The sequence below is a fragment of the Acinetobacter junii genome, from assembly GCF_018336855.1.
GTDB classification, from domain to species: domain Bacteria; phylum Pseudomonadota; class Gammaproteobacteria; order Pseudomonadales; family Moraxellaceae; genus Acinetobacter; species Acinetobacter junii.
In genome coordinates, this window is the sequence record NZ_CP059558.1 from 1,823,336 (window position 1) to 1,844,906 (window position 21,571).

The 21,571-nt window shown below is 38.0% G+C and carries 21 protein-coding genes; 10 read left to right on the plus strand and 11 right to left on the minus strand.

The window, feature by feature from the left end:
* Positions 1-20 precede the first annotated feature (20 nt).
* Together accB and accC are read left to right on the plus strand one after the other, a co-directional pair.
* Positions 21-443, plus strand: a complete 423-nt coding sequence (gene accB, locus H2677_RS08595) for an acetyl-CoA carboxylase biotin carboxyl carrier protein (RefSeq protein WP_004915532.1) — start codon at positions 21-23, stop codon at positions 441-443.
* Positions 444-459: 16 nt separating this feature from the next.
* A complete protein-coding gene (gene accC / locus H2677_RS08600; protein ID WP_004915529.1) occupies positions 460-1,824 on the plus strand; it encodes an acetyl-CoA carboxylase biotin carboxylase subunit in 1,365 nt (454 codons plus the stop codon).
* Positions 1,825-1,873: 49 nt separating this feature from the next.
* Here the strand turns inward: accC and H2677_RS08605 are convergent, their stop codons facing one another.
* Positions 1,874-2,350, minus strand: a complete 477-nt coding sequence (locus tag H2677_RS08605) for a hypothetical protein (RefSeq protein ID WP_004915526.1) — start codon at positions 2,348-2,350, stop codon at positions 1,874-1,876.
* A gap of 204 nt (positions 2,351-2,554) precedes the next feature.
* Here H2677_RS08605 and H2677_RS08610 point away from each other — a divergent pair, with 204 nt between their 5' ends.
* Positions 2,555-4,045 (plus strand): amidase, encoded by a 1,491-nt coding sequence (locus tag H2677_RS08610; protein ID WP_212638326.1) that lies wholly within the window; start codon positions 2,555-2,557, stop codon positions 4,043-4,045.
* A 1-nt stretch (position 4,046) separates the two neighbouring features.
* Here H2677_RS08610 and H2677_RS08615 read toward each other — a convergent pair whose 3' ends face one another.
* Both H2677_RS08615 and H2677_RS08620 read right to left on the minus strand, forming a co-directional pair.
* Entirely contained in the window at positions 4,047-5,219 is a 1,173-nt protein-coding gene (locus tag H2677_RS08615) for an MFS transporter (protein ID WP_212638327.1), read from the minus strand.
* Positions 5,220-5,397: 178 nt separating this feature from the next.
* Positions 5,398-6,786, minus strand: coding sequence for an amino acid permease (locus tag H2677_RS08620; protein ID WP_004954630.1), 1,389 nt, complete (start codon positions 6,784-6,786; stop codon positions 5,398-5,400).
* A 354-nt stretch (positions 6,787-7,140) separates the two neighbouring features.
* On the opposite strand from H2677_RS08620, the gene fahA reads away from it, so the two are divergent.
* The 4 genes from fahA (at position 7,141) to H2677_RS08640 (ending at position 10,735) form a co-directional block, all read left to right on the plus strand.
* Positions 7,141-8,448 carry a fumarylacetoacetase gene (gene fahA, locus H2677_RS08625; RefSeq protein ID WP_212639598.1) on the plus strand — a complete coding sequence of 436 codons (1,308 nt, stop codon included), beginning with the start codon at positions 7,141-7,143 and terminating at the stop codon, positions 8,446-8,448.
* Positions 8,435-9,067 (plus strand): maleylacetoacetate isomerase, encoded by a 633-nt coding sequence (maiA, locus tag H2677_RS08630; protein WP_199955106.1) that lies wholly within the window; start codon positions 8,435-8,437, stop codon positions 9,065-9,067. Before fahA ends, maiA begins: the two co-directional genes overlap by 14 nt.
* Before the next feature lie 19 nt (positions 9,068-9,086).
* Entirely contained in the window at positions 9,087-9,635 is a 549-nt protein-coding gene (locus tag H2677_RS08635; protein WP_004954640.1) for a VOC family protein, read from the plus strand.
* A gap of 320 nt (positions 9,636-9,955) precedes the next feature.
* A complete protein-coding gene (locus H2677_RS08640; RefSeq protein WP_004915500.1) occupies positions 9,956-10,735 on the plus strand; it encodes an IclR family transcriptional regulator in 780 nt (259 codons plus the stop codon).
* 50 nt (positions 10,736-10,785) lie between these two features.
* Here the strand turns inward: H2677_RS08640 and hppD are convergent, their stop codons facing one another.
* Complete coding sequence (hppD, locus tag H2677_RS08645; RefSeq protein ID WP_004954650.1) at positions 10,786-11,841, minus strand: 4-hydroxyphenylpyruvate dioxygenase; 1,056 nt, start codon at positions 11,839-11,841, stop codon at positions 10,786-10,788.
* A gap of 512 nt (positions 11,842-12,353) precedes the next feature.
* Between hppD and H2677_RS08650 the strand changes: the two genes are divergently transcribed.
* Positions 12,354-14,024, plus strand: a complete 1,671-nt coding sequence (locus H2677_RS08650) for an FMN-binding glutamate synthase family protein (protein WP_212638328.1) — start codon at positions 12,354-12,356, stop codon at positions 14,022-14,024.
* A gap of 46 nt (positions 14,025-14,070) precedes the next feature.
* On the opposite strand, the gene H2677_RS08655 is transcribed toward H2677_RS08650, so the two are convergent.
* From H2677_RS08655 to H2677_RS08685, 7 genes are all read right to left on the minus strand, one after another.
* Positions 14,071-14,709 carry a hypothetical protein gene (locus H2677_RS08655; protein ID WP_004954654.1) on the minus strand — a complete coding sequence of 213 codons (639 nt, stop codon included), beginning with the start codon at positions 14,707-14,709 and terminating at the stop codon, positions 14,071-14,073.
* Between the two features lie 17 nt (positions 14,710-14,726).
* Positions 14,727-15,455 carry a hypothetical protein gene (locus tag H2677_RS08660; RefSeq protein ID WP_212638329.1) on the minus strand — a complete coding sequence of 243 codons (729 nt, stop codon included), beginning with the start codon at positions 15,453-15,455 and terminating at the stop codon, positions 14,727-14,729.
* 46 nt (positions 15,456-15,501) lie between these two features.
* Entirely contained in the window at positions 15,502-16,026 is a 525-nt protein-coding gene (locus H2677_RS08665; RefSeq protein ID WP_125298631.1) for a DUF4124 domain-containing protein, read from the minus strand.
* Between the two features lie 81 nt (positions 16,027-16,107).
* On the minus strand, positions 16,108-17,136 hold the full coding sequence (locus H2677_RS08670) for an alpha/beta hydrolase (RefSeq protein ID WP_004954660.1): 1,029 nt from the start codon (positions 17,134-17,136) through the stop codon (positions 16,108-16,110).
* The gene (locus H2677_RS08675) at positions 17,136-18,272 is read right to left on the minus strand and encodes a YdcF family protein (RefSeq protein ID WP_212638330.1); all 1,137 of its coding nucleotides are present in this window, start codon (positions 18,270-18,272) and stop codon (positions 17,136-17,138) included. Before H2677_RS08675 ends, H2677_RS08670 begins: the two co-directional genes overlap by 1 nt.
* Positions 18,273-18,279: 7 nt before the next feature.
* A complete protein-coding gene (murB, locus tag H2677_RS08680) occupies positions 18,280-19,314 on the minus strand; it encodes a UDP-N-acetylmuramate dehydrogenase (RefSeq protein ID WP_212638331.1) in 1,035 nt (344 codons plus the stop codon).
* 16 nt (positions 19,315-19,330) lie between these two features.
* Positions 19,331-19,843 carry a low molecular weight protein-tyrosine-phosphatase gene (locus tag H2677_RS08685; protein WP_004954667.1) on the minus strand — a complete coding sequence of 171 codons (513 nt, stop codon included), beginning with the start codon at positions 19,841-19,843 and terminating at the stop codon, positions 19,331-19,333.
* 117 nt (positions 19,844-19,960) lie between these two features.
* Between H2677_RS08685 and H2677_RS08690 the strand changes: the two genes are divergently transcribed.
* Both H2677_RS08690 and H2677_RS08695 read left to right on the plus strand, forming a co-directional pair.
* A complete protein-coding gene (locus H2677_RS08690) occupies positions 19,961-21,121 on the plus strand; it encodes an iron-containing alcohol dehydrogenase (protein WP_004954669.1) in 1,161 nt (386 codons plus the stop codon).
* Positions 21,118-21,561, plus strand: a complete 444-nt coding sequence (locus H2677_RS08695) for an acyl-CoA thioesterase (RefSeq protein WP_212638332.1) — start codon at positions 21,118-21,120, stop codon at positions 21,559-21,561. The genes H2677_RS08690 and H2677_RS08695 overlap by 4 nt, the downstream gene beginning before the upstream one ends.
* The last annotated feature ends 10 nt before the right edge of the window (positions 21,562-21,571 follow it).

Below are 21,571 nucleotides of genomic sequence, written 5' to 3' on the forward strand. Positions count from 1 at the left end.
CATTGTAGGAACATGCACTCATGGATATCCGTAAAATCAAGAAACTCATCGATTTGATGATTGAATCTGACTTACAAGCCATTGAAGTTAAGGAAGGAGATCAATCTATTTCATTGACTCGCCCTACTCCAGTGTATGCTGCTGCACCTGTGGCGGCTGCGCCTACAACGGCAGCTCCAGCGGCTCCAGCAGCAAAAACTCCTCGTGGTGCTGTTGAAACATCACCAATGGTTGGTGTGTTCTATGCCGCTGCAAGCCCTGGTGAAGCACCATTTGTTAATGTCGGTCAAACCGTTTCTGCTGGTGAAACACTCGGAATCATCGAAGCAATGAAAATCATGAACCCGATCGAAGCAACCAAGAGCGGTGTGATTGAAGAAATTCTTGTAAAAAATGGTGAAGTCATCCAATTCGGCCAACCGCTTTTCCGCTACCGCGCTTAATAAGTTGGGGATTTCTATGTTGCAGAAAGTATTAATTGCAAACCGTGGTGAAATCGCCTTACGAATAACTCGGGCTTGTAAAACACTTGGTATTAAAACTGTCGGTATCTATTCAGACGCAGATAAAGATTTAATGCATTTACGCTTTGTCGATGAAGCTGTATGTATTGGACCAGGTACAAGTAGCGAAAGCTATCTGAATATTCCTGCAATTATTACTGCCGCAGAAATTACAGGTGCTGATGCGATTCACCCTGGTTATGGCTTCTTGTCAGAAAATGCTGAATTCGCAGAAATTGTAGAAAACTCAGGCTTCATTTTCATTGGTCCTCGACCTGAGCATATTCGTTTGATGGGGAATAAAGTCTCCGCGATTATTGCAATGAAAAAAGCTGGCGTACCTACTGTTCCTGGCTGTGATCACGCTGTTACCATTCACAATGCATTGGCTGAAGCACGTGAGATCGGCTTTCCATTGATCGTGAAAGCGGCAGCTGGCGGTGGTGGTCGTGGTATGCGTATTGTTGAACGTGTCGACACATTACTTGAGTCTGTTCAAGCCGCTCAACGTGATGCTGAGATGTGGTTTGGCGACGATACAGTTTATATGGAACGTTTCCTGCAAAAACCTCGTCATGTTGAAGTACAAGTACTAGGTGATGGTAATGGTCATGCGATTCATCTATATGATCGTGACTGTTCATTGCAACGTCGCCATCAGAAGGTTCTAGAAGAAGCACCTGCTCCAAACTTACCTGAACAAGCGCGTGCGGATATTCTTGAAGCTTGTGTAAATGCTTGTAAGCTAATGCAATATCGTGGTGCTGGGACATTTGAGTTCTTGTTTGAAGATGGTGAATTCTTCTTTATCGAGATGAATACACGTGTTCAAGTGGAACATCCTGTTACTGAAATGGTGACTGGAATTGATATCATTGAACAACAACTTCGAATTGCTGCAGGTCTAGGTCTAGATATCGAACAGCATGAAGTTGAAGTGAAAGGTCATGCGATCGAATGCCGTATCAATGCAGAGGATCCAACGACATTCTTACCATCACCAGGTAAAATTGAAAGTTTTTATGCACCTGGTGGCGCAGGAATTCGCTTAGACTCTCATATTTATCAGGGTTATAGCATTCCGCCATACTATGACTCGATGATTGCAAAACTAATTTCATATGGCAAAGACCGTGAAACATCTTTAGCTCGTATGCGTCAAGCACTTGATGAAATGATTTTGACAGGCATCAAAACCAATATTCCATTACACAAAGATTTAATCTTAAAAGATAAAAACTTTTGTGAACAAGCAATGGATATTCACTATTTAGAAAAACATTTGTTAAAGCAGCTTGAACCGCAAGCTGAGAAAGCATAATAAAAAAGCCTCTTAAGAAATTAAGAGGCTTTTTTATATCAACTACAAATTATGGCAACACACGACGCAAGGTCGCAAAACACTTCTCACCTTTCTCATTAGCACAGAAATCAATCGTATGTTCGTTTGACCATTTCACGAAATATTGAGAAACCTCTCCAGTCTGATCCTGTTTTTGTCCTGAGCAATCAGTTTCGTTATTATCATATTTAATTTGCAAAATTAAAGCAGGTAATCGTTCTTTGTGATCTTCTGAAGGTTGATAGTCATATAAGCCATATGACCACTCATTACCGCTTTTAATCACAACATCGCTCATTCCTCGAAAATTGTAGTATTCGGTACACTTCTTATTATTTGGAATTTCCATTCCCCACAACCCCATAATTTCAGGGCGTGTAGTTACACGGATCGCATTTGCTTTCGCTGCTTGTTGTACCGTTGTTGCTTTATCAGTTACGACTGTATCCGCCATAGTCCATGTCGAGCAAGCCCATAATAATCCAATAATATAAATATTTTTCATAGATTTAATAAAGTCGTCATCTTAACGTCGCATAGGCTTAAGTTAGCATATTTTTATTTAAAATCACCCAATCATAACCATATAAACACAATATTTTTTATATGGATTTTATTTGATTGTTATCCGATTTATTTCGGGTATTCTAGATATTTAAAAAATAGATATTGTTTACTTTATAAAGAGTTAGCTTTAGGGATAAAAGCCATGAATTTTTCTGAATATGTACAATATGATGGTCTCGGACTAGCCGCATTAGTCAAAAATAAAGAGATCCATGCTTCTGAACTTTTGAAGATTGCATTAGAGCGTAATGAAAAGGTAAATCCTAAACTTAATGCCATTATCATTCCAATGTATGAACAAGCCAAACAACGCGCTCAGCAAGAGCGTCACGGGGCGTTTGCTGGTGTTCCCTTTTTAGTTAAAGACTTATTTCAAGAATACCAAGGTGTTCCAACGTCATATGGAAGCAATTCACTAAAGAAATTCAACTATACGCCTGACTTTAATGCAGAAATTGTCAATCGTTGGGAAAATGCGGGGATTATCACTTTTGGTCGCACGAATACCCCAGAGTTCGGAATCAAAGGAATTACTGAACCTGAAGCTTGGGGTGCATGCCGAAATCCATGGAACTTAAAACATAATAGCGGCGGCTCATCGGGAGGGTCTGCTTCTGCTGTAGCAGCTGGAATTGTTCCTATTGCTGGTGCTGGGGATGGTGGTGGATCTATTCGCATTCCTGCATCCTATTGTGGACTATTTGGATTAAAACCGAGCCGAGGACGAACTCCTTGGGGACCTCAATACAGTGAAGCGATGCATGGTGCTGCAATGCAGCATGTTTTGTCTAAATCAGTCCGAGATAGCGCAGCAATGCTTGATGCTGTACATGGGCCAGAACAAAGCTCTCTGTTTAGGATTCAATCACCTGAACAAAAATATATAGATATTATTCAACAAGCTCCTAAGAAATTAAGAATTGCTTTTAATACCCAATCCCCAATCGGCACCAAGGTATCGAAAGATGCGATGCAAGCCGTCGAACATACAGCAAAACTATTAGAATCACTTGGGCATATTGTTGTTGAAGATCGCCCACAAATTAATGGACTTGAACTCGCAAAAGATTTTATTACTACATGGTTCAGTCAATTCTCATATATGCAAGCACAGATCAAATTAATGTCAGACACGACCGATGATGATTTCGAACTTGATTCGGTGGCTTTAGCAGCGTTTGGAGCAAAAACGAGTGCAACCGAATATATTCATACTTTAAATAATTGGGGAAGCTACAGTACACAGATGAACTTGTTCTTTGAGCAATATGATCTGTATCTAACCCCCTCAACAGCATCTGTTGCTCCTAAAAATGGAGAAATTGTTACTTCTGCTTGGCAAAAGCCGATTTTAAAAGCTTTGCTCAAAGTCGGGAAAGCACATTATTTAGCTCAAGGAAAACTCGTCGATAAAATGGTTCAGGATAATTTGAGCTGGGTTCCATTTACTCAATTAGCAAATGTCACGGGCTTACCTGCTATGTCCGTACCGCTATATTGGAATAAAAATGGTTTGCCTTTAGGGAGTCAATTTATTGCGCCTTTCGGACGTGAAGATCAATTACTGAAACTAGCAGCACAATTAGAACAAGCACAACCTTGGATGCCTCAGTATCAAAATATTAAAATTTAAATTAACTTTTGGCTGCTGCTTCCACCCGATTCGGCAGCCAATAGATCAGCAATAATCCGAATAACACCACTACACTTGCATATAAAAAAATTGTTGCGCCAGTTAATTGTTGCCAATAATGCCCTGCCAGTAAACTTCCTGAAGCCACTCCAAGTCCCCACATCGTACTGTATAGTGCCTGCCCACGACCTTGTTGCTCAGGTGAAAAGTTTTGGAAAATCACTTTCATTGCAATTAAATGGAATAAACCAAAACTAAATGCATGAAGGCATTGAGCTAGAAACTGCCCGAAATAATTGGTTGTAAGAACACCAACCAAAAACCAGCGCAAACTGGTCAAAATTAGACACACTGCCACTAATGAACGCCATGAAAACCGTGTGAAGAACAACTTTTGCGCTACAGCAAACATCACTATCTCAGCGATCACACCTGCTGCCCATAAACTGCCAATTTGAGTCGTGCTAAATCCTATTTCTTTCAAGAAATTACTGTAAAAGCTATAAAAAGGTGCCTGAGAAAACAGTAAAATAAACTCAATCGTAAAAAATGCTGCAACAGTCGGCTTTTTTAATACAGGAATGAGTGACTCTAATTTCCTTTGTGAACTCGGCGCATGTATAGGCTCTTTAATACTAAAAGACCATAAAAATGCAAGAAATGAAACAGCTAAAAGCAAAATCGGCAACATAGAAATTGGAATAATTTCCAACAACGCACCAATCACAAAAACACCTACAATAAAACCGACAGAACCCCACTTCCTTACTTTTCCATATAGTTCCGCTCTTTTTTCACCTAACCAAAATAAAGTGACACCCTCAAATTGAGCCAAGATTGCATTTTGAAAAAAACTAAAGATCAACATCAGCAAAGCAACGGATTGAAAACTGTTTGGAATCACAAAAATTGCAAACCAAATACAAGCTTCCATCCACGTTGCAATCCGAACCAATAGCATTCGCTTACCAGACTTATCAGCGATCCATCCCCAGATTAATGGTGCAAAAAAACGCGTAATAATTGCGATAGAAGACAAAATACCAATTTCTTGATAATTAAAGCCTTGGTCTTGTAAATACAAGTTCCAATACGGCATGAATGTTCCAACTATCGAATAGTAAAACAGATAGAAACCACCCAGTCGGGTTTGGATGTTTAAAGACTGGAACAATGCAAATGCCTTTTGCTATTTGAAGATTGAAATGAACAACTAGCATGTTCATTTTATAAGGCTCAAATTTTAACGTATTTCTGCTCAATAGATATAACAACTCCAACTGAAAAATACACAAATAAAAAAGGACCGAAAATTCATTCAGTCCTTTTAGATGCATTATGAAATGTGCTATTTAAACATCTGGATTCAAAACCACGTTTGGTTCAGCATTGCGCAATTTACGCAACTTCACTGCATACGCAAGCATTAGACATAAAATCCATGCAGGTATCATCATCACTGCGATACGCATATCAGCTGTCAGTGACATAACCACCAAGATACCCAGCATAAATACGATGCACAAATAGTTACTGAATGGATACGCAATACTTGGGAATTTAGTTGTTTCACCTTGCGCCAACATAGCTTTACGGAATTTTAAATGTGTCCATGAAATAACAATCCAGTTGATCACAATCGCTGCAACCACAAGCATCATCAATAAACCAAATGCTTTTTCAGGGAAAATATAATTCAAGATCACGCATAATACTGTTACGAATGCTGAAACCAATACGGCATTTGTTGGAATACCATTTTTATTGATTTTCTTTAAGAACTTCGGTGCATTACCTTGCTGAGCTAAACCCAATAACATACGGCTGCTGCAATAGCTTGTACCGTTATAAACAGACACTGCTGCAGTCAAAATAACGAAATTGAGCATCGTAGCTACGCCTTGACTATCCAATGACGCAAATACCATGACAAATGGGCTACCACCTTCTGCCATTTGGTTCCAAGGGAATAATGCAAAAAGTACAAAAAGCGTCGCAATATAGAAAATCAGAATTCGATAGATAATTTGATTCACCGCTTTTGGCAATGTTTTATCTGGATCACGAGCTTCAGCAGCTGTGATACCGAACAATTCAATTCCACCGAATGCGAAGATAATCACAGCCATTGCCATTACTAAACCTTCAACACCAAATGGAAAAAATCCACCCAGAGCCCAAAGGTTACTAATGCCAGCTTGAGGTCCAGCTGTACCTGTGGCTAACAAATAAGATCCAAAGCCAATCATTGCTAATATAGCTAGAATTTTGACGATAGAGAACCAGAACTCCATTTCACCAAAAAGCTTAACATGCAATAAATTGATACCGTTAATTAAAAGGAAAAACACCAGTGCGGATGCCCATGTCGGAATTTCTGGCCACCAATATTGGATATAAAGTCCAATCGCACTTAATTCAGCCATACAAACTAAAATATTGAGTACCCAATAGTTCCATCCCGACATAAAGCCAGCAAATGAACCCCAGTACTTATAAGCAAAATGACTGAATGAACCACTTACAGGTTCTTGTACAACCATTTCACCTAATTGTCGCATCATCAAAAAAGCGATAAATCCAGCAATTGCATACCCCAGGATGACTGATGGTCCTGCTAGCTTGATTGATTGTGAGATCCCAAGAAACAATCCTGTACCAATTGCACCACCAAGTGCAATAAGTTGGATATGCCGATTGCTTAAACCGTGTTTCAGGTTTCCTTGCTCAAGTTTTGACATATGATTATTCTCATCCTTGTCACGTAATTTTATTGTATTAAATTACGTATATCATAAATTAATCACTATTGCCTATATGAAATAGAAAAATATTTAATCTACTTTTCTCGTAAGTGCGCATCTAAGCAGAAAATTAAAGAAATAACAATAATTATGATATAAGTAATTAAATTATGTATTGCGTAATTATAATTTTTAAGTATGATGGAAGATATTCAGCAAACTTTAGTAGTTTGATTAAGACTCAAAATTCATTAAAAACACTTCTACATCTATGTTTTTAATAATATTAATCAAACTCAAATGCATTTTTTAGCTACGACATAGCAAAATTAAAGACAAGGAAAGTAGATGATGGCTCAAAAACTTACTTCATTTATTGAAATTGACCCTCAATCAGATTTCACAATTCATAATTTACCCTACGGTATTTTTAGTAAAACACCTGAGGGTGAAAAGCATGTCGGTGTAGCAATCGGTAATTGGGTACTTGATTTGGCAGAGCTTGCTGAACAAGGGCTATTAGAAATTAATGGAAAAGAAAATTATTTTAATCAACCAACTTTGAATAAGTTTATCGAATCAGGTAAAAGTTCGTGGCAATCCGTACGTAAAGCTTTACAAGCTCTTTTATCTGCTGAGAATCCATTATTACGAGATAATGCTGAACTTAAAGAACGTGTCTTAATCAAACAAGACAACGTTATTTTACATTTACCTATTCATGTACCAGGTTATACAGATTTCTACTCATCTAAAGAACATGCAACCAATGTAGGTACCATGTTCCGTGATCCTAAAAATGCACTACTGCCTAATTGGAGCGAACTTCCAGTCGGTTACAATGGCCGTGCAAGCTCAGTGATTGTGAGTGGTACGGATATCGTTCGCCCTTCAGGACAGATCAAGTTACCTAATGACGAACGCCCTATTTTTTCTGCGACTCGTAAACTTGATTTCGAATTAGAAACGGCATTTATCGTCGGAAAACCTACACAGCTCGGTCAACCTATTGCAATTGAAAATGCTTGGGATCATATCTTTGGTATGGTTTTACTCAACGACTGGTCTGCACGTGATATCCAACAATGGGAATATGTGCCATTAGGGCCTTTTAATGCAAAAACCTTTGCGAGTGCGATTTCACCATGGGTTGTGACGATGGAAGCACTTGAACCGTTTAAAGTCAAAGGACCTGTTCAAGAACCAAAACCACTTTGCTATTTACAAGAGAATGTTGCAAATAGTTTTGACATCAAACTCAGTGTAGAAGTTCAAAGTCCCCGCTCAAAAGAAACAGACCTCATTTGTGAGACTAACTTTAAATACATGTATTGGTCGATGGCTCAACAACTGACACATCACACTATTGCAGGATGTAATGTCCAAGTTGGTGATTTAATGGGCTCTGGCACAATCTCTGGACCGACTGAGAATTCATATGGCAGTTTGCTCGAATTAACATGGAATACAACTAAACCTCTAACGCTTTCAAACGGAGAAAAACGCGGATTCCTTGAAGATGGTGATCGCGTCATCATGAAAGGTTACTGTGAGAAAGACGACATTCGCGTTGGTTTCGGTCAAGTTGAAAATACAATATTAGCCGCACATACATTTGCGTTCGCTGAGCATGAGGCTGAACAGTATGAAACTGTATAGTTATTTTCGTAGTTCAGCAGCATTTAGAGTCCGTATTGCATTGAATCTAAAGGGTTTGAGCTACGAGACTGAAGCAATACATTTAGTTAAAAATGAACAACGTAGTGCTGAATATCAAGCTTTAAATCCAAGCTGTCTTGTACCCACACTCATAGACGAAGACCAAGCTTTTTTACAGTCTTTAAGTATTTTGGAATATTTGGAAGAGCACTATCCAGATACTAGCTTACTTCCAAAAAACTTAATTGAACGCGCAAAAGTTCGTGCTTTTTCACAAGCCATTGCATCGGATATTCACCCGTTAAATAACTTAAGGGTTTTGAAATATTTACAAAATGAGCTTGATTTAAACGATGAACAAAAAAGTCATTGGTATAAGCACTGGATTCTAGAAGGCTTCCATAGTCTCGAAGCACAGTTGCAAGCTTCCAATGGAAAGTTCTGCTTTGGCGAGCGTCCTAGCTTTGCAGATTGCTGCTTAATACCACAAGTTTACAATGCCAAGCGTTTTAAAGTTGATCTTACGGCATTTCCAAAAATCGAATCAATTTATCAATATTGCCTGACACTACCAGCTTTTCTTCATGCTGCGCCAGAACAACAAGCAGATTGGGAATAAGGATAAAAGGAGTTTAATGATGACATTCCAAATTAAAAAAATTCATCACGTTGCTTATCGTTGTAAAGACGCAAAAGAAACCGTGGATTGGTATAAACAGATGCTCAATATGGACTTCATCCTAGCATTCGCAGAAGACCACGTCCCTTCGACTAAAGCTTTTGATCCTTATATGCATTTATTTTTGGATGCAGGACAAGGCAATGTATTAGCATTTTTTGAATTGCCTACTCAACCTGAAATGGGACGTGATGAAAACACGCCACAATGGGTTCAACATATCGCATTCGAAGTTGAAGACCAAGCAACTTTACTACGTGCTAAAGAGCATTTAGAAGCAAATGGTGTCAAAGTTTTAGGTGTAACGAATCATGGTATTTTCCATTCGATTTATTTCTTTGATCCAAACGGACATCGTTTAGAGTTAACTTATAACGATGTACACGCGGATGCAAAAATTGCCCGTATCACAGAAGAAATGAAAGTCGAGATGCTTGAGGAATGGAGTCGTACCAAACGTGCGCCACACCATACACATTTCTTACATGAGGAAGAATTAGGCGCATAAAGAAATTTGATAGATATATTCTAATCAAACTCTGAATGACTTAAATAGATATCTAATCGGTATTGAGAGAAGTGCTCAATGCCGATTTTTAATGCAAAAAATGAGTAAACTTAATTCATTTAATGTCATGCTATCATCTTGAAAATCAAATATGATCTACGCTCAAACCACTGTATGCTTATACAATTCTTTAATTTGAGTCATTTAAAAAGATGATTTCAATTTTGCATCATGCTCAGGCATTATTTAATCGAAATTCTGATGTATTTATACAGATTTGACCATTACTGCTAGATAAAATTTAAATGAAGGGTTGTTGAATGATTGAAGAAAAATTATCTGGTGGGGTTCAATCGCTTGAAGTCGGTTTATCCGTATTAAACGCGCTGTTAGAACATAATAAACCGATTATTTTAAAGGATTTATCAACTAAGCTTGATATGCATCCTGCTAAAGTTCACCGCTATTTAGTAAGCTTAATTCGTATGAATTATGCGAAACAGCTTGAAGATGGTCAATACGCTCTAGGCGATCAAGCATGGCGTTTAGGTTTGAGTTGCATTCAACATACTGATGTTTTGCAATTAGTTCAGCACTTGATCTATAACCTTCAAAGTAAAATTGGTTGTGGTATCCAAATCAGTAAATGGTCGCCTCAAGGACCACTGGTTGTACAGTCAATTGAATCTAACCATCCCATTTCAATCGTAACCAAAGTCGGTTCAATCATGCCATTAGTCAATTCGGCAGCGGGTCGAGTTTTTGCTTCTTATTTACCTGAAGCTGTGGTGAAACCATTAATGGATGCAGAATGGACTAAAGCTGCACTGAACCACTATGCAATCAAACCACAAACATGGGATGATTTTTTAGTTATGAAAGACAAAATTTTGCATCATGGAATGGCGATCGCTCAAGGAGATCTACTTGTTGGGATCAATGCCGTTGGCTTACCTATTTTCAATGCTCAACGAGCGATGGAATTTTGTATTGTGGCACTAGACAGTGAAATGTTTCTACCGCTACACGAAGGCAGTGAAAAACTTGAACTGTTTAAGAATGAAGTCGCAGCAATTAATCAATTCATTCAAACTAGATAGTAAAAAAAGCCAAGAATTTGATTCTTGGCTTTTTTGTTCATAGCAGCAAATTACTTCGCTTCTAATACACCACGACGAATTTGATCACGTTCAATCGATTCAAATAAAGCCTTGAAGTTACCCTCACCAAAGCCATCATCATCTTTACGTTGAATAAATTCAAAGAATACTGGCCCAAGCATATTTTGCGAGAAAATCTGAAGAAGTAGTTTCTTCTGACCATCTTTGGTATTGCCATCGAGCAAAATACCACGCTTTTTCAACTCTTCAGTTGGCTCACCATGCTCTGGTAAACGCTCTTTCAACATCTCGTAATACGTTTCAGGTGGAGGAGTCATGAACTCAAGACCAAGCCCTTTCAACTTATCCCACGTAGAAAGTAAATCATCTGTAATAAATGCGATGTGTTGAATGCCTTCACCATTAAAATCTGCGAGGAATTCAGCGATTTGACCATTTCCTTTATCTGAATCTTCATTTAAAGGGATACGAATCATACCATCTGGTGCTGTCAATGCTTTAGAAGTAAGACCTGTGTATTCGCCTTTAATATCGAAATAACGAATCTCTTGGAAGTTGAAAATCTTTTCATAGAAATTCGCCCAATACTCCATACGTCCTTTGTAAACATTATGAGTTAAATGGTCGATTTCATTAAGACCTGCACCCTTTGGATTTTTCTCAACATCATCAAAGAATACAAAATCGTTTTCGTAAATATCACGATCTACAAGGAAGATTGGCATACCACCAATTCCTTTAATCGCAGGAATATTGAGTTCCATTGGACCAGCTTGTGAATACATCGGTTCTGCACCAAGTTCGATTGCTTTCTTGAAAGCTTTGGCTGCATCACGAGTTCTGAAACCCATCGCACATGCTGATGGTCCATGCTCTTTATAAAAGAATGAAGCATAAGATTCAGGCTGATAATTCAAAATAATATTGATATTACCTTGGCGCCATAAATAAACTTTTTTAGATTTATGCTTTGCGACTTTGGAAAAGCCTATTGTTTCAAAGATTTGATCTAATCCATTTTCCGTCGAAACAAACTCAATAAAAGCAAATCCACATAGCTCTAATGGGTTATCTAAAATGTCCATCTAGTTTCCCTTATTTAGATAAATTCATCCGTTTTTAATACTGTACAACATGTTTTGTTAATTTTCGGTTGCAATAACTACCTTTAACAAATCATGTGAACTATCGATCAAAGAGTTGGATAGATAGAATTCTTTTCAATCATCCATGTTCTTTTCACGTTCCTAAAACTAGCCAGAACAACACAAAATTGTTTTGGTTTTCTACGATGAATTAATGCTACAAGAAAGCTTTAATTTATGCAATACATAATTAAATTATGTTATATGTAATTTTTATGCTTTTTTCAGTACTAATAAATGATTTAAAATCATTTCGATCTACTTAAAATGCTACGAGCTGGTGATACTTTTTCACATCAAAATATCCTTAAGAAGTTTCAAAGCGTAAAGATTGATGGAATATTAAAACATTCTAGAGAACAATTCTCATATCTAACAATTCATTACTTGAGGTAATAATCAGTTCTTGGCATGGTGCTATTATCAAAAATGATTAAAAGGCATGATTGTTTATGGCTAGCCCAGCCCAAGCGATAAGACATAAATTACTCAATACATTCTTCTCTAGACATTCGATTTGGTTTCTTTGCATATTTATTGCACTTAGCATTACGTGGTTTAAAACAATCTACACGCCACATAGTATTTACTACTTCATTTCTGACACTTTATTAAATGGCTTATGGTTGGTTACGAGCCTGTTAAGCGTGGTTGGATTGTATGATTTACTTCAAAAAAAGCATGCCATTTTAAGAAACTACCCAATCATTGGTCATTTTCGTTTCATTTTCGAAGATGTCCGTCCTGAAATTCGCCAATACTTTATAGAAGCGGATCAGGATGCCTTACCTTTTTCTCGTATGCAGCGAAGTTTGGTTTATCAACGTGCAAAAAATGAAAATGCTGATAAGCCCTTTGGTTCAATTATCGATGTATATGAGCCAAACTATAGATTTATTGTGCATTCGATTGCGCCGTGCCCACCTGCAGATACAGAAACATTTCGTGTACTGATTGGAAATAACCAATGTAAACAGCCATATAGTGCTTCCATCATGAATATTTCCGCTATGAGTTTTGGTAGCTTAAGCGCAAATGCCATTAGAGCCTTAAACAAAGGTGCCAAATTGGGTAACTTTTATCATGATACAGGTGAAGGCAGTCTCAGCCCTTATCATCTAGAACATGGTGGTGATATCGTTTGGCAAATTGCTAGCGGTTATTTCGGTTGTAGAACAGCGGAAGGACTTTTCGATCCTGAAAAATTTGCTCAACAAGCTAAAAATCCTAAAATCAAAATGATCGAGTTGAAACTATCTCAAGGTGCTAAGCCTGGGCATGGTGGCATATTACCCAAGCATAAAATTACAGAAGAAATTGCACAAATACGTGGAGTTTCAAGAGAACATGATTGTATCTCGCCTGCGAAGCATCCTAGTTTTAATACGCCTATTGAGATGATGCATTTCATACAAGAGTTAAGAGATTTATCAGGTGGTAAACCTGTCGGTTTTAAACTTTGTATCGGTCAACCATGGCAGTTCATGGGTATTGTTAAGGCCATGTTGGAAACTAAAATTGTTCCTGATTTTATAGTAGTTGATGGTTCAGAAGGCGGAACAGGTGCGGCACCGATTGAATTTAGTGACTATATTGGCACACCCTTAAGAGAAGGATTGCGATTTGTTCATAATACACTTGTAGGCGCAGGTCTACGCAGCCAAGTTAAAGTTGGTGCGAGTGGAAAAATCATTAGTGCTTTTGACATTGCAAGTACATTTGCTTTAGGTGCAGACTGGGTCAATTCTGCACGCGGTTTTATGTTCGCTGTTGGTTGTATTCAAGCTCAAAGTTGCCATACCAACCAATGTCCAGTCGGCGTTGCAACGCAAGATAAAGATCGCCAGAAGGCAATTGATGTTCCAAGTAAAGCTGAACGAGTGTTTAACTTCCACAAAAATACATTGCATGCATTATCAGAAATGATCGCTGCGGCAGGACTCAAACATCCATCAGATATCAAAGCACATCATCTCGCTCAGCGTATGAATGATCGTGAAATCAAAAATTATGCCCAGATTCATTTTTTCTTAAAAGAAAATGAATTACTACAAGCTGATTTAAACGATGATGAGAATTTCTATTATCGTATGTGGAAATTGGCTAATGCAAAAAGTTTCTAACGAAATTGAGCCACTCTTTGAGTGGCCCAAGTTTAAAAAATATGGTTTAGCGGCTAACTAATCGATATATGGCAAAAATTGGAATCATCAAAATTACAAGGAATTTTAAATAATACGTCCAACTATAAAGACTACCCTTACCCTGCCAAATTTGAACTTCTACAGATTGAAACTGAATATTCGATGCCTCCATCAATTCAGCATGAACATCGTAGTGAACACCATTACTCTGTTCACTGATGGAAAATGGATCTGAACTGGCAATTAACAGTACAGGTTCATTCATCTCATACTTATGTTTATCATCTGATTGAAAGATTTGCGGTTGATATCCATTAGAGGTTTCACTCTGGACTCCTCCTATCCACTTTAAATTGACCTCACCTTCATTTGGTGCAATACCTTTAGCAACTATCACAAACCGATAAGGATTCTTATTCGATTCCCCAAGAAAACCAATAGCAACACTTGGACGATCAAACGTATCTTTGGGTTTATTAATAACAGCTTGATTTAGCTGCTCTAGTTCACTAGATGTCAGACGCACTGAATTAACCAATGCTTCACCATATTCCCCCACCTTTGGTTCATGCGTTGTTTTACCACATGCCACCAATCCTACAAGAATAAATACAACAGCTAGAAACTTTAAACTTGTCTGTTTAAGAAATAAATTTTTAATCATTTTTATCTACAATCTTATTAAAAAATGCCTACAGAAATATGCTTATCTAAAAACCAGCGTATCACAGGACCTTGTTGTTCTTGCGGTAGTGAAAGAATGTATTCAAAAGTCCTCACCACAACTTCACATTGTTTATTCTTATCCTCAGCAGTTTCACCTAAATTGATTAAATCTGCTTCAGCACCATAGTCTTGTCTAAGTTTATCAGCAACCTGAGACCATGCCTCTGGCGCTTGCATACGATCAACAACCGAACGCTTTCCATTATGAGTCAATATATAAGTTAATGCTTCCCTAGACTGCTGCTGAGTGTTCTGACTTAATAAAGCTCTGCGTTGTTGCGGTGAAGTTTTACTATATAAAGGGAATGAAATTGGGAAACAATCGCCTTTCCGTTTGGCATCATACAGTTGTTGAAGATAAGCATTCGCCCATAAACGTTGCCCCTCATCATCTGCTTTTTTCTCTATTATTTCTCTAAGCTTCCACCACAATGTACTACTCACGCTTGCTTCAATCTCATTTACATTTACGACACCATTTGCCGTTTGCTGTATAGATTCATAATCTTTGCTGGCATATTGTTTGAGTGGTTGCAACAAAACGATTTGGTCTAGAATATTCTGTCGTTGCGCAATTGGATTATTTGCATCTTGAGTATTTGCAGGTAACTCCTGATGAGAGCAACGATTAAGCATAAAAAAAATTATAAAAATAAACCCTATAACAATAAAAACAACTTTCATTGCATATCCCCATATTCTTAGTATCAAAAAATTTGTTGCTAAATATTTAAGTTCGCTTGAATGGACACGTTGAACTTTTTTGGGTGAGTAATGTGTTTGTGATTGCATTACAACTCATATAGATACTACCTTCAGCCGTACATATTCTTGCTGCATACATCTGCCGACTATTCTCGATGATCTGCATCTGTCTACCAGCATAACGCGCTAAGCGTTGTAAGGTATCTATTCGCTGTTTACATTCAGGAAATTGCACAATGCCTCGTTGAAACTCAGAAGACTGATCTATAGCTACCTTAGTTTTATTTAGTGCAGAATCTTGAGTGTAGGCATTTCTTTCATTCTCAGTTGTGCGTTGCCGCTGAAGCTCGCTCTTCCTACAATCATGCTCAAAGCCATTTGAAATCGAGCCCATACACGCCGTTTTTTGAGTAGTTTTCGCAGCACAAGGATGACTTTGATAAGTTGTGCCCTGTGGAGAAACACACTTGTATAGATCTTGAGCAAAAACAGACGTAGAAAAACATAAAAGAATAGAGCTAAAGAAGCTCCAAGATGCACCCCTTATCATGCATACCCCTATGATTTAAATTTTCATATTTTTTATATTGTTAAAAATTGTATCATCTAAATCATTGGTAAAAAAGAAATATTAGTAATAATAATGATTTGGCTTAGCATGTAAAAAAGCTGGAATTAAACCTGTTAGTGCAGCACGAATATCTGCACGTTCATTGATTAATTGATGTGAACCTTCTTCTAGCATCAACAAGGTTTGTAGTCTAAATTTACGACGTATATATTCAATGTTATAGCGCCAATCTACAGTTTGATCGAGCGCACCCTGTGCTAGCCAAACAGGAATACGACAAGCTGGACGTTGTTCCATTTCCAACATCCATTTCGACATCGCAAGAATCCAATCCATTCCCATCATTCTTGGTTGCAATGGATCTTTTAAACGCACAAATCGCAAAAATTCAGGATTATGATTATTGCGACGGAAGTGTCGAGGGACTTGGCTTTTTATACGGCGTATAATCCCTAACCCGACAGAGTTATGCCACCAAGCCGTTTTCGCTGGACGTATTAATGGTGATAATAACAATACACGATCAACTATTGGATCTTCACGTCGCTCGGCAAATTCTAATAGATGATGCATCCATATTGCACCGCCAGTACTTTGCCCGATTCCCAACCACGGACGTGGCAATTGTTTTGCATGATGAACTGCGTCATAAACAGCATTAAGAACCTGTTGGTAATGATCAAAGTTCTGAATACTAGCAGGTGAACCATTACTTAAACCGTGACCAGGAAGATCATAGGTAATTACACTAAATCCTTGATCCAAGATTTCTTTGATAATCGGTTGGTAAATCCCACTATGTTCCAGATAACCATGTAATAAACACACAGTACCCTGTATTTTTTCTATTTTGGGTTGAAAGACCTGTACATGTAAACGAAACAATGGCATTTCTACATAGCCTTGCCAATGCTCACACTCCAACAAATGCAAACCATACAGCTTACGATATGCTTGTAATGGCTTAGTTGGTTCAAAACTTACTGTCAAATCTAGTGGTTCAAGAACTTGAGGAGTGGTTTCTCGATTTGGAATAGGTAAATCAAGTTGCTTTAAGATCGTGGGATTTAGAAATGGAATATTTGACATTATGGTATCTCCCGACAATCACTAGAGCCAAACAACATATCACGAATTGTAGCTAACATCTCATAGTTTGCTCGTCGACTATGATCATAATTTTGCTCACTAGGACGCCATTTCGTTAATTGCGTCGGCATAGGCGCAATCACTGGAACAGTCTCAATACCATTTAATGCAAATAAACGACGTGTGCGAGGCATGTGGTATTCATCCGTGATCAAAAGTACCGTTGGTGCCCCGCCTTTTTTTTGTAATAACAAAGAACTAAACCGAGAGTTTTCGCAGGTATTCATACTTCTTTTTTCAAGTAATTTTGCTTCAATGCCTCGTTCATTTAACCAAGCTTGCATATATGGTGCTTCAACACCACTCAGCACAATCGGCAAATCATATTTTTTCTCTATTTCTAATGTCTTTTCCAAGCGCAGGCGTGTGTAATTATTGACCACAATATCTTTGCCATTTGCGCCTAGTGTCAATCCACCACCCAATACAACAATCGCATAAGGCTCAGAGCTATTTCTTGAAGTCTTTGTCTCAACTTTATTTTTTTTCAACTCGAGCAAATCTGTATTTGTTTGCTCAGCTGAATCCTCAGAAGCAGATAAATCAATAGGATAGCTTTGTAAAAAGTCTAAATACTTTTCCATTTGTATTTTGGTATTGGCTGTATCCGATTGCAAAAAATCAAAAGGTGTACCTGCTGCGCTTGCAGAACTTTCTTGCTCTTGAGCTGATGATGCTGCCTGAGCTAACAGAGGAATTTCCTGCTTGGGTTCTTCAGCATTTTCTTTTTCTTGCTCTTCTAATATTAACTGTTGCAACACTTTATAACGAGCTTGGATCAGCCCCAAATCCTCAGGTTTTTCTGATTGAAAGGTCTTTTCCATAAGCTTTAAATAAGCTTGTCTTGCAATCCATAGATCTGAACCAGGCTCTAAAGTTTCATGCTCACTCAACGCAGCAGATTTTTGGCTTTGTGCTGCAACTTGATTAACTTCTACAGGAACAAAGTAATTTAATCCTTTGACAATTAACTGAGAATAAAATGGTGAATATAAAAAAAGTACAAAACAGCCTAATAGTACAAAAAGTATTGTAAATACTCGTACTAAACTCACCATCCAATGTACTTTCGCCATATTCTCCTCATTCACCGTGTGGTTGGATCAAACCTTGCTCGTCATACAGCACTGGTTCAGGTTCTAAACTTATACTGAATTTTTGCTTTACGTCATGTTGCACGGCTTTATATGCATTTTTTACATCAGTCAAAGTTGCATCAGCATAATTGACTAAAACTAAGGCTTGTTTGTGAAACATTCCAACAGAACCTAATTGTTTACCTTTCCAACCTGTTTGATCGATCAACCATCCAGCGGCAACTTTAACACTACCATTTGCTTGTGGATAATGAGGAATGTTTGGAAATTGTTGTGCAATTTTGTCAAAGCTCATTTGACTGAGAACAGGATTCTTAAAAAAACTCCCCACATTTGGATACTCTTTAGGATCAGGCAACTTACTTTGTCGAATCAAGATAACTTGCTTTTGTAAGTTTTCAGCGCTTTGCTCATCACCAACAGCTTGTTTTAGATCACCATAATTCAGTTTTAAATCAGCTTGTTTCAATAGCTTAAAGGTGACAGAAACGATAATATAACGATTCGGAAAATCTTTAAAAATACTATGTCGATATGCGAATTTACAATCCTCAGAGGAAATAGAGGTAAATTGCCCTAACTCACGATCATAGACTTGAACAGACTCAATAAATTCACCAACTTCAACACCATAAGCACCAATATTTTGTACAGGTGAGGCCCCAACTAACCCAGGAATTAACGCAAGATTTTGTAAACCAAACCATTGCTGCTTTGTTGTATATAAAACGAAATCATGCCAAGACTGCCCTGCACCAACATTTACAGTAACTGTGTGATTATCTTCGCGAACAACCTCAACACCTTGAATATTTAAGTGCAGTACAAGAGCTTGAATATACTGAGGCAACAACATATTGCTCCCTCCAGATAACACTAAAACATTGAGATTATTCTGTTTAGCAAAATCTAAAGCTTCAACGACTTCGTTGGCATGATTGATTTGCACATAGTGTGATGCTGTAGAATCTAAGTTCAGGGTATTCAATGATTTAAGCTGAATGTGCTCTTGTATATGCATATTGTGTTGAATCCTATTACCCTGCACTGATTTGATTTTTTAAAATGTTGACCCAAGCCAAACTACTTGATTCGCACTGATTAAGTACGCGATCAAAGCCTTCCGCTCCCCCATAATAAGGATCAGGTATGGCTTGCCGCGTAAATTGAGGATCATGCTCACTCATTAATGCAATTTTTGAACGTACTTGATTAGAACCAAACTGATAAATTGCCTGAGTCTTCAAGTGTTGCACATCTTTGAAATTCTCATGATCCATTGCCAAGATCAAATCGAAATCAAGAAAATCATTCAATGTAATTTGTCTAGCACGTATAGTCGATAGATCATAACCGCGTTTACTTGCATGCTGTTGGCTGCGTAAATCTGGAGCTTTATTTGGATGGTAATTGCTAGTTCCAGCAGAATCGACAATCACATCTAAACCATGCACATCACAATAATGTCTGAGAATCGCTTCTGCTGTTGGAGAACGGCAAATATTTCCTAAACAGACACACAACACCTTATATGGCGTTTTGGATGGCATAATCACCTCATTGGTACACTTTAACAAGCGTCTTATGTTAATTTATTTAAGTCCTGAAACCTATAGCCACCACATATAAAAATGTTGTATTTATTATGAAAAAATAAGGATATATGTATGAACCATTTCCAATTTCAAACTGTCCCAAACATCATTGCAGGGCTAGGTTCAATACAAGAGCTAAAAAATGTTCTATCTCAACATCAGTACCATAAAGTTTTATTGGTTACTGATGCTGGTATGTTGCAGCATAAACTTCATTTACCGATATTAACCATTTTAGATCAACTTGGTCTGGACTTTGTCATCTATTCAGATATTCAAGCAGATCCCCCTGAACATATCGTGTTAGAAGCTGTGGATTTTGCTCGACAAGAAAAAGTAGATGTTGTAATCGGATTTGGTGGCGGTAGCTCCATGGATGTCGCAAAAATCATCGCTTTACTTGCACATCCGAATCAACAACAAAATTTAGGTGAGATATATGGTATTAACCAAGCAAAATCACCACGTTTAGCACTTATTCTTGTACCTACCACTGCTGGAACAGGTTCTGAAGTCACACCTATTTCTATTGTGACCACTGGCGCTACCACAAAAATGGGCGTTGTTTCCCCAATCCTATACGCAGATGTTGCTATTCTGGATGCAACATTCACTCAAGGTCTACCTGCACACATCACAGCGGCAACAGGTATTGATGCAATGGTACATGCTATAGAGGCATATACATCAAATATCAAGAAAAATTTCTACGCAGATATGCTGGCAAAGAACGCATTAAAACTTCTCAACCAAAATTTAGCCAAAGTCCTAAAAAACGGTTCAGATATGGAAGCACGCCAAAACATGTTGGTTGGCTCAATGCTTGCGGGACAAGCATTTGCAAACGCACCAGTCGGTGCAGTTCATGCACTTGCCTACCCATTAGGTGGACATTTTCATTTATCACACGGGCATACAAATGCTTTAGTTTTGGTTGAAGTGCTTAAATTCAATGCACCTAATGCGAAGCAACACTATGCTGAATTAATGCAATTGCTCGACCCTCGCAGTACAGGTTGTACGGATGGCCTATGTGATCTATTTATCGATCATATGCAAAACCATCTTGACCAAAGCGGTTTAACCTTAAAACTCAATGAATTGAACATTCCAGAAGCTAAACTTCCACAACTAGCCAAGGATGCGATGCTTCAAACAAGACTCTTGCAGAACAATCCAAGAGAGATGACTGAACAAGATGCACTCAATATTTATCAGGCGATTTATGCATGAGCAAACCGACTTTAAAACGACGTGACCAATTCAAGTTCTTTTTCCCAATACAAACCCGTTGGGCGGACAATGATATTTATGGACACGTCAATAACGTGACTTATTACAGTTATTTTGACACCGCTGCTAATTCATTACTGATTCAAAAAACAGGTTTCGATATCCATAACAGTGAAATCATAGGTTTAGTGGTGGATTCAGCCTGTAGCTTTCAACAGGAACTTTCTTTCCCAGAAATTATTGAAGTCGGTGTTGCGATTGGCAAAATCGGTAATTCATCGCTCAGATATGAACTCGCAATTTTTAAACAAAATCAGGATGAAGCAGCAGCCCAAGGACATTTTGTGCATGTATTCGTTGACCGTAAAAGCAGAAAAAGCACGGCTATTTCAGAAGAAATGAGAAACGTACTTGAGCAATATCAACTTATTAGTTTATAACTAAATCGAT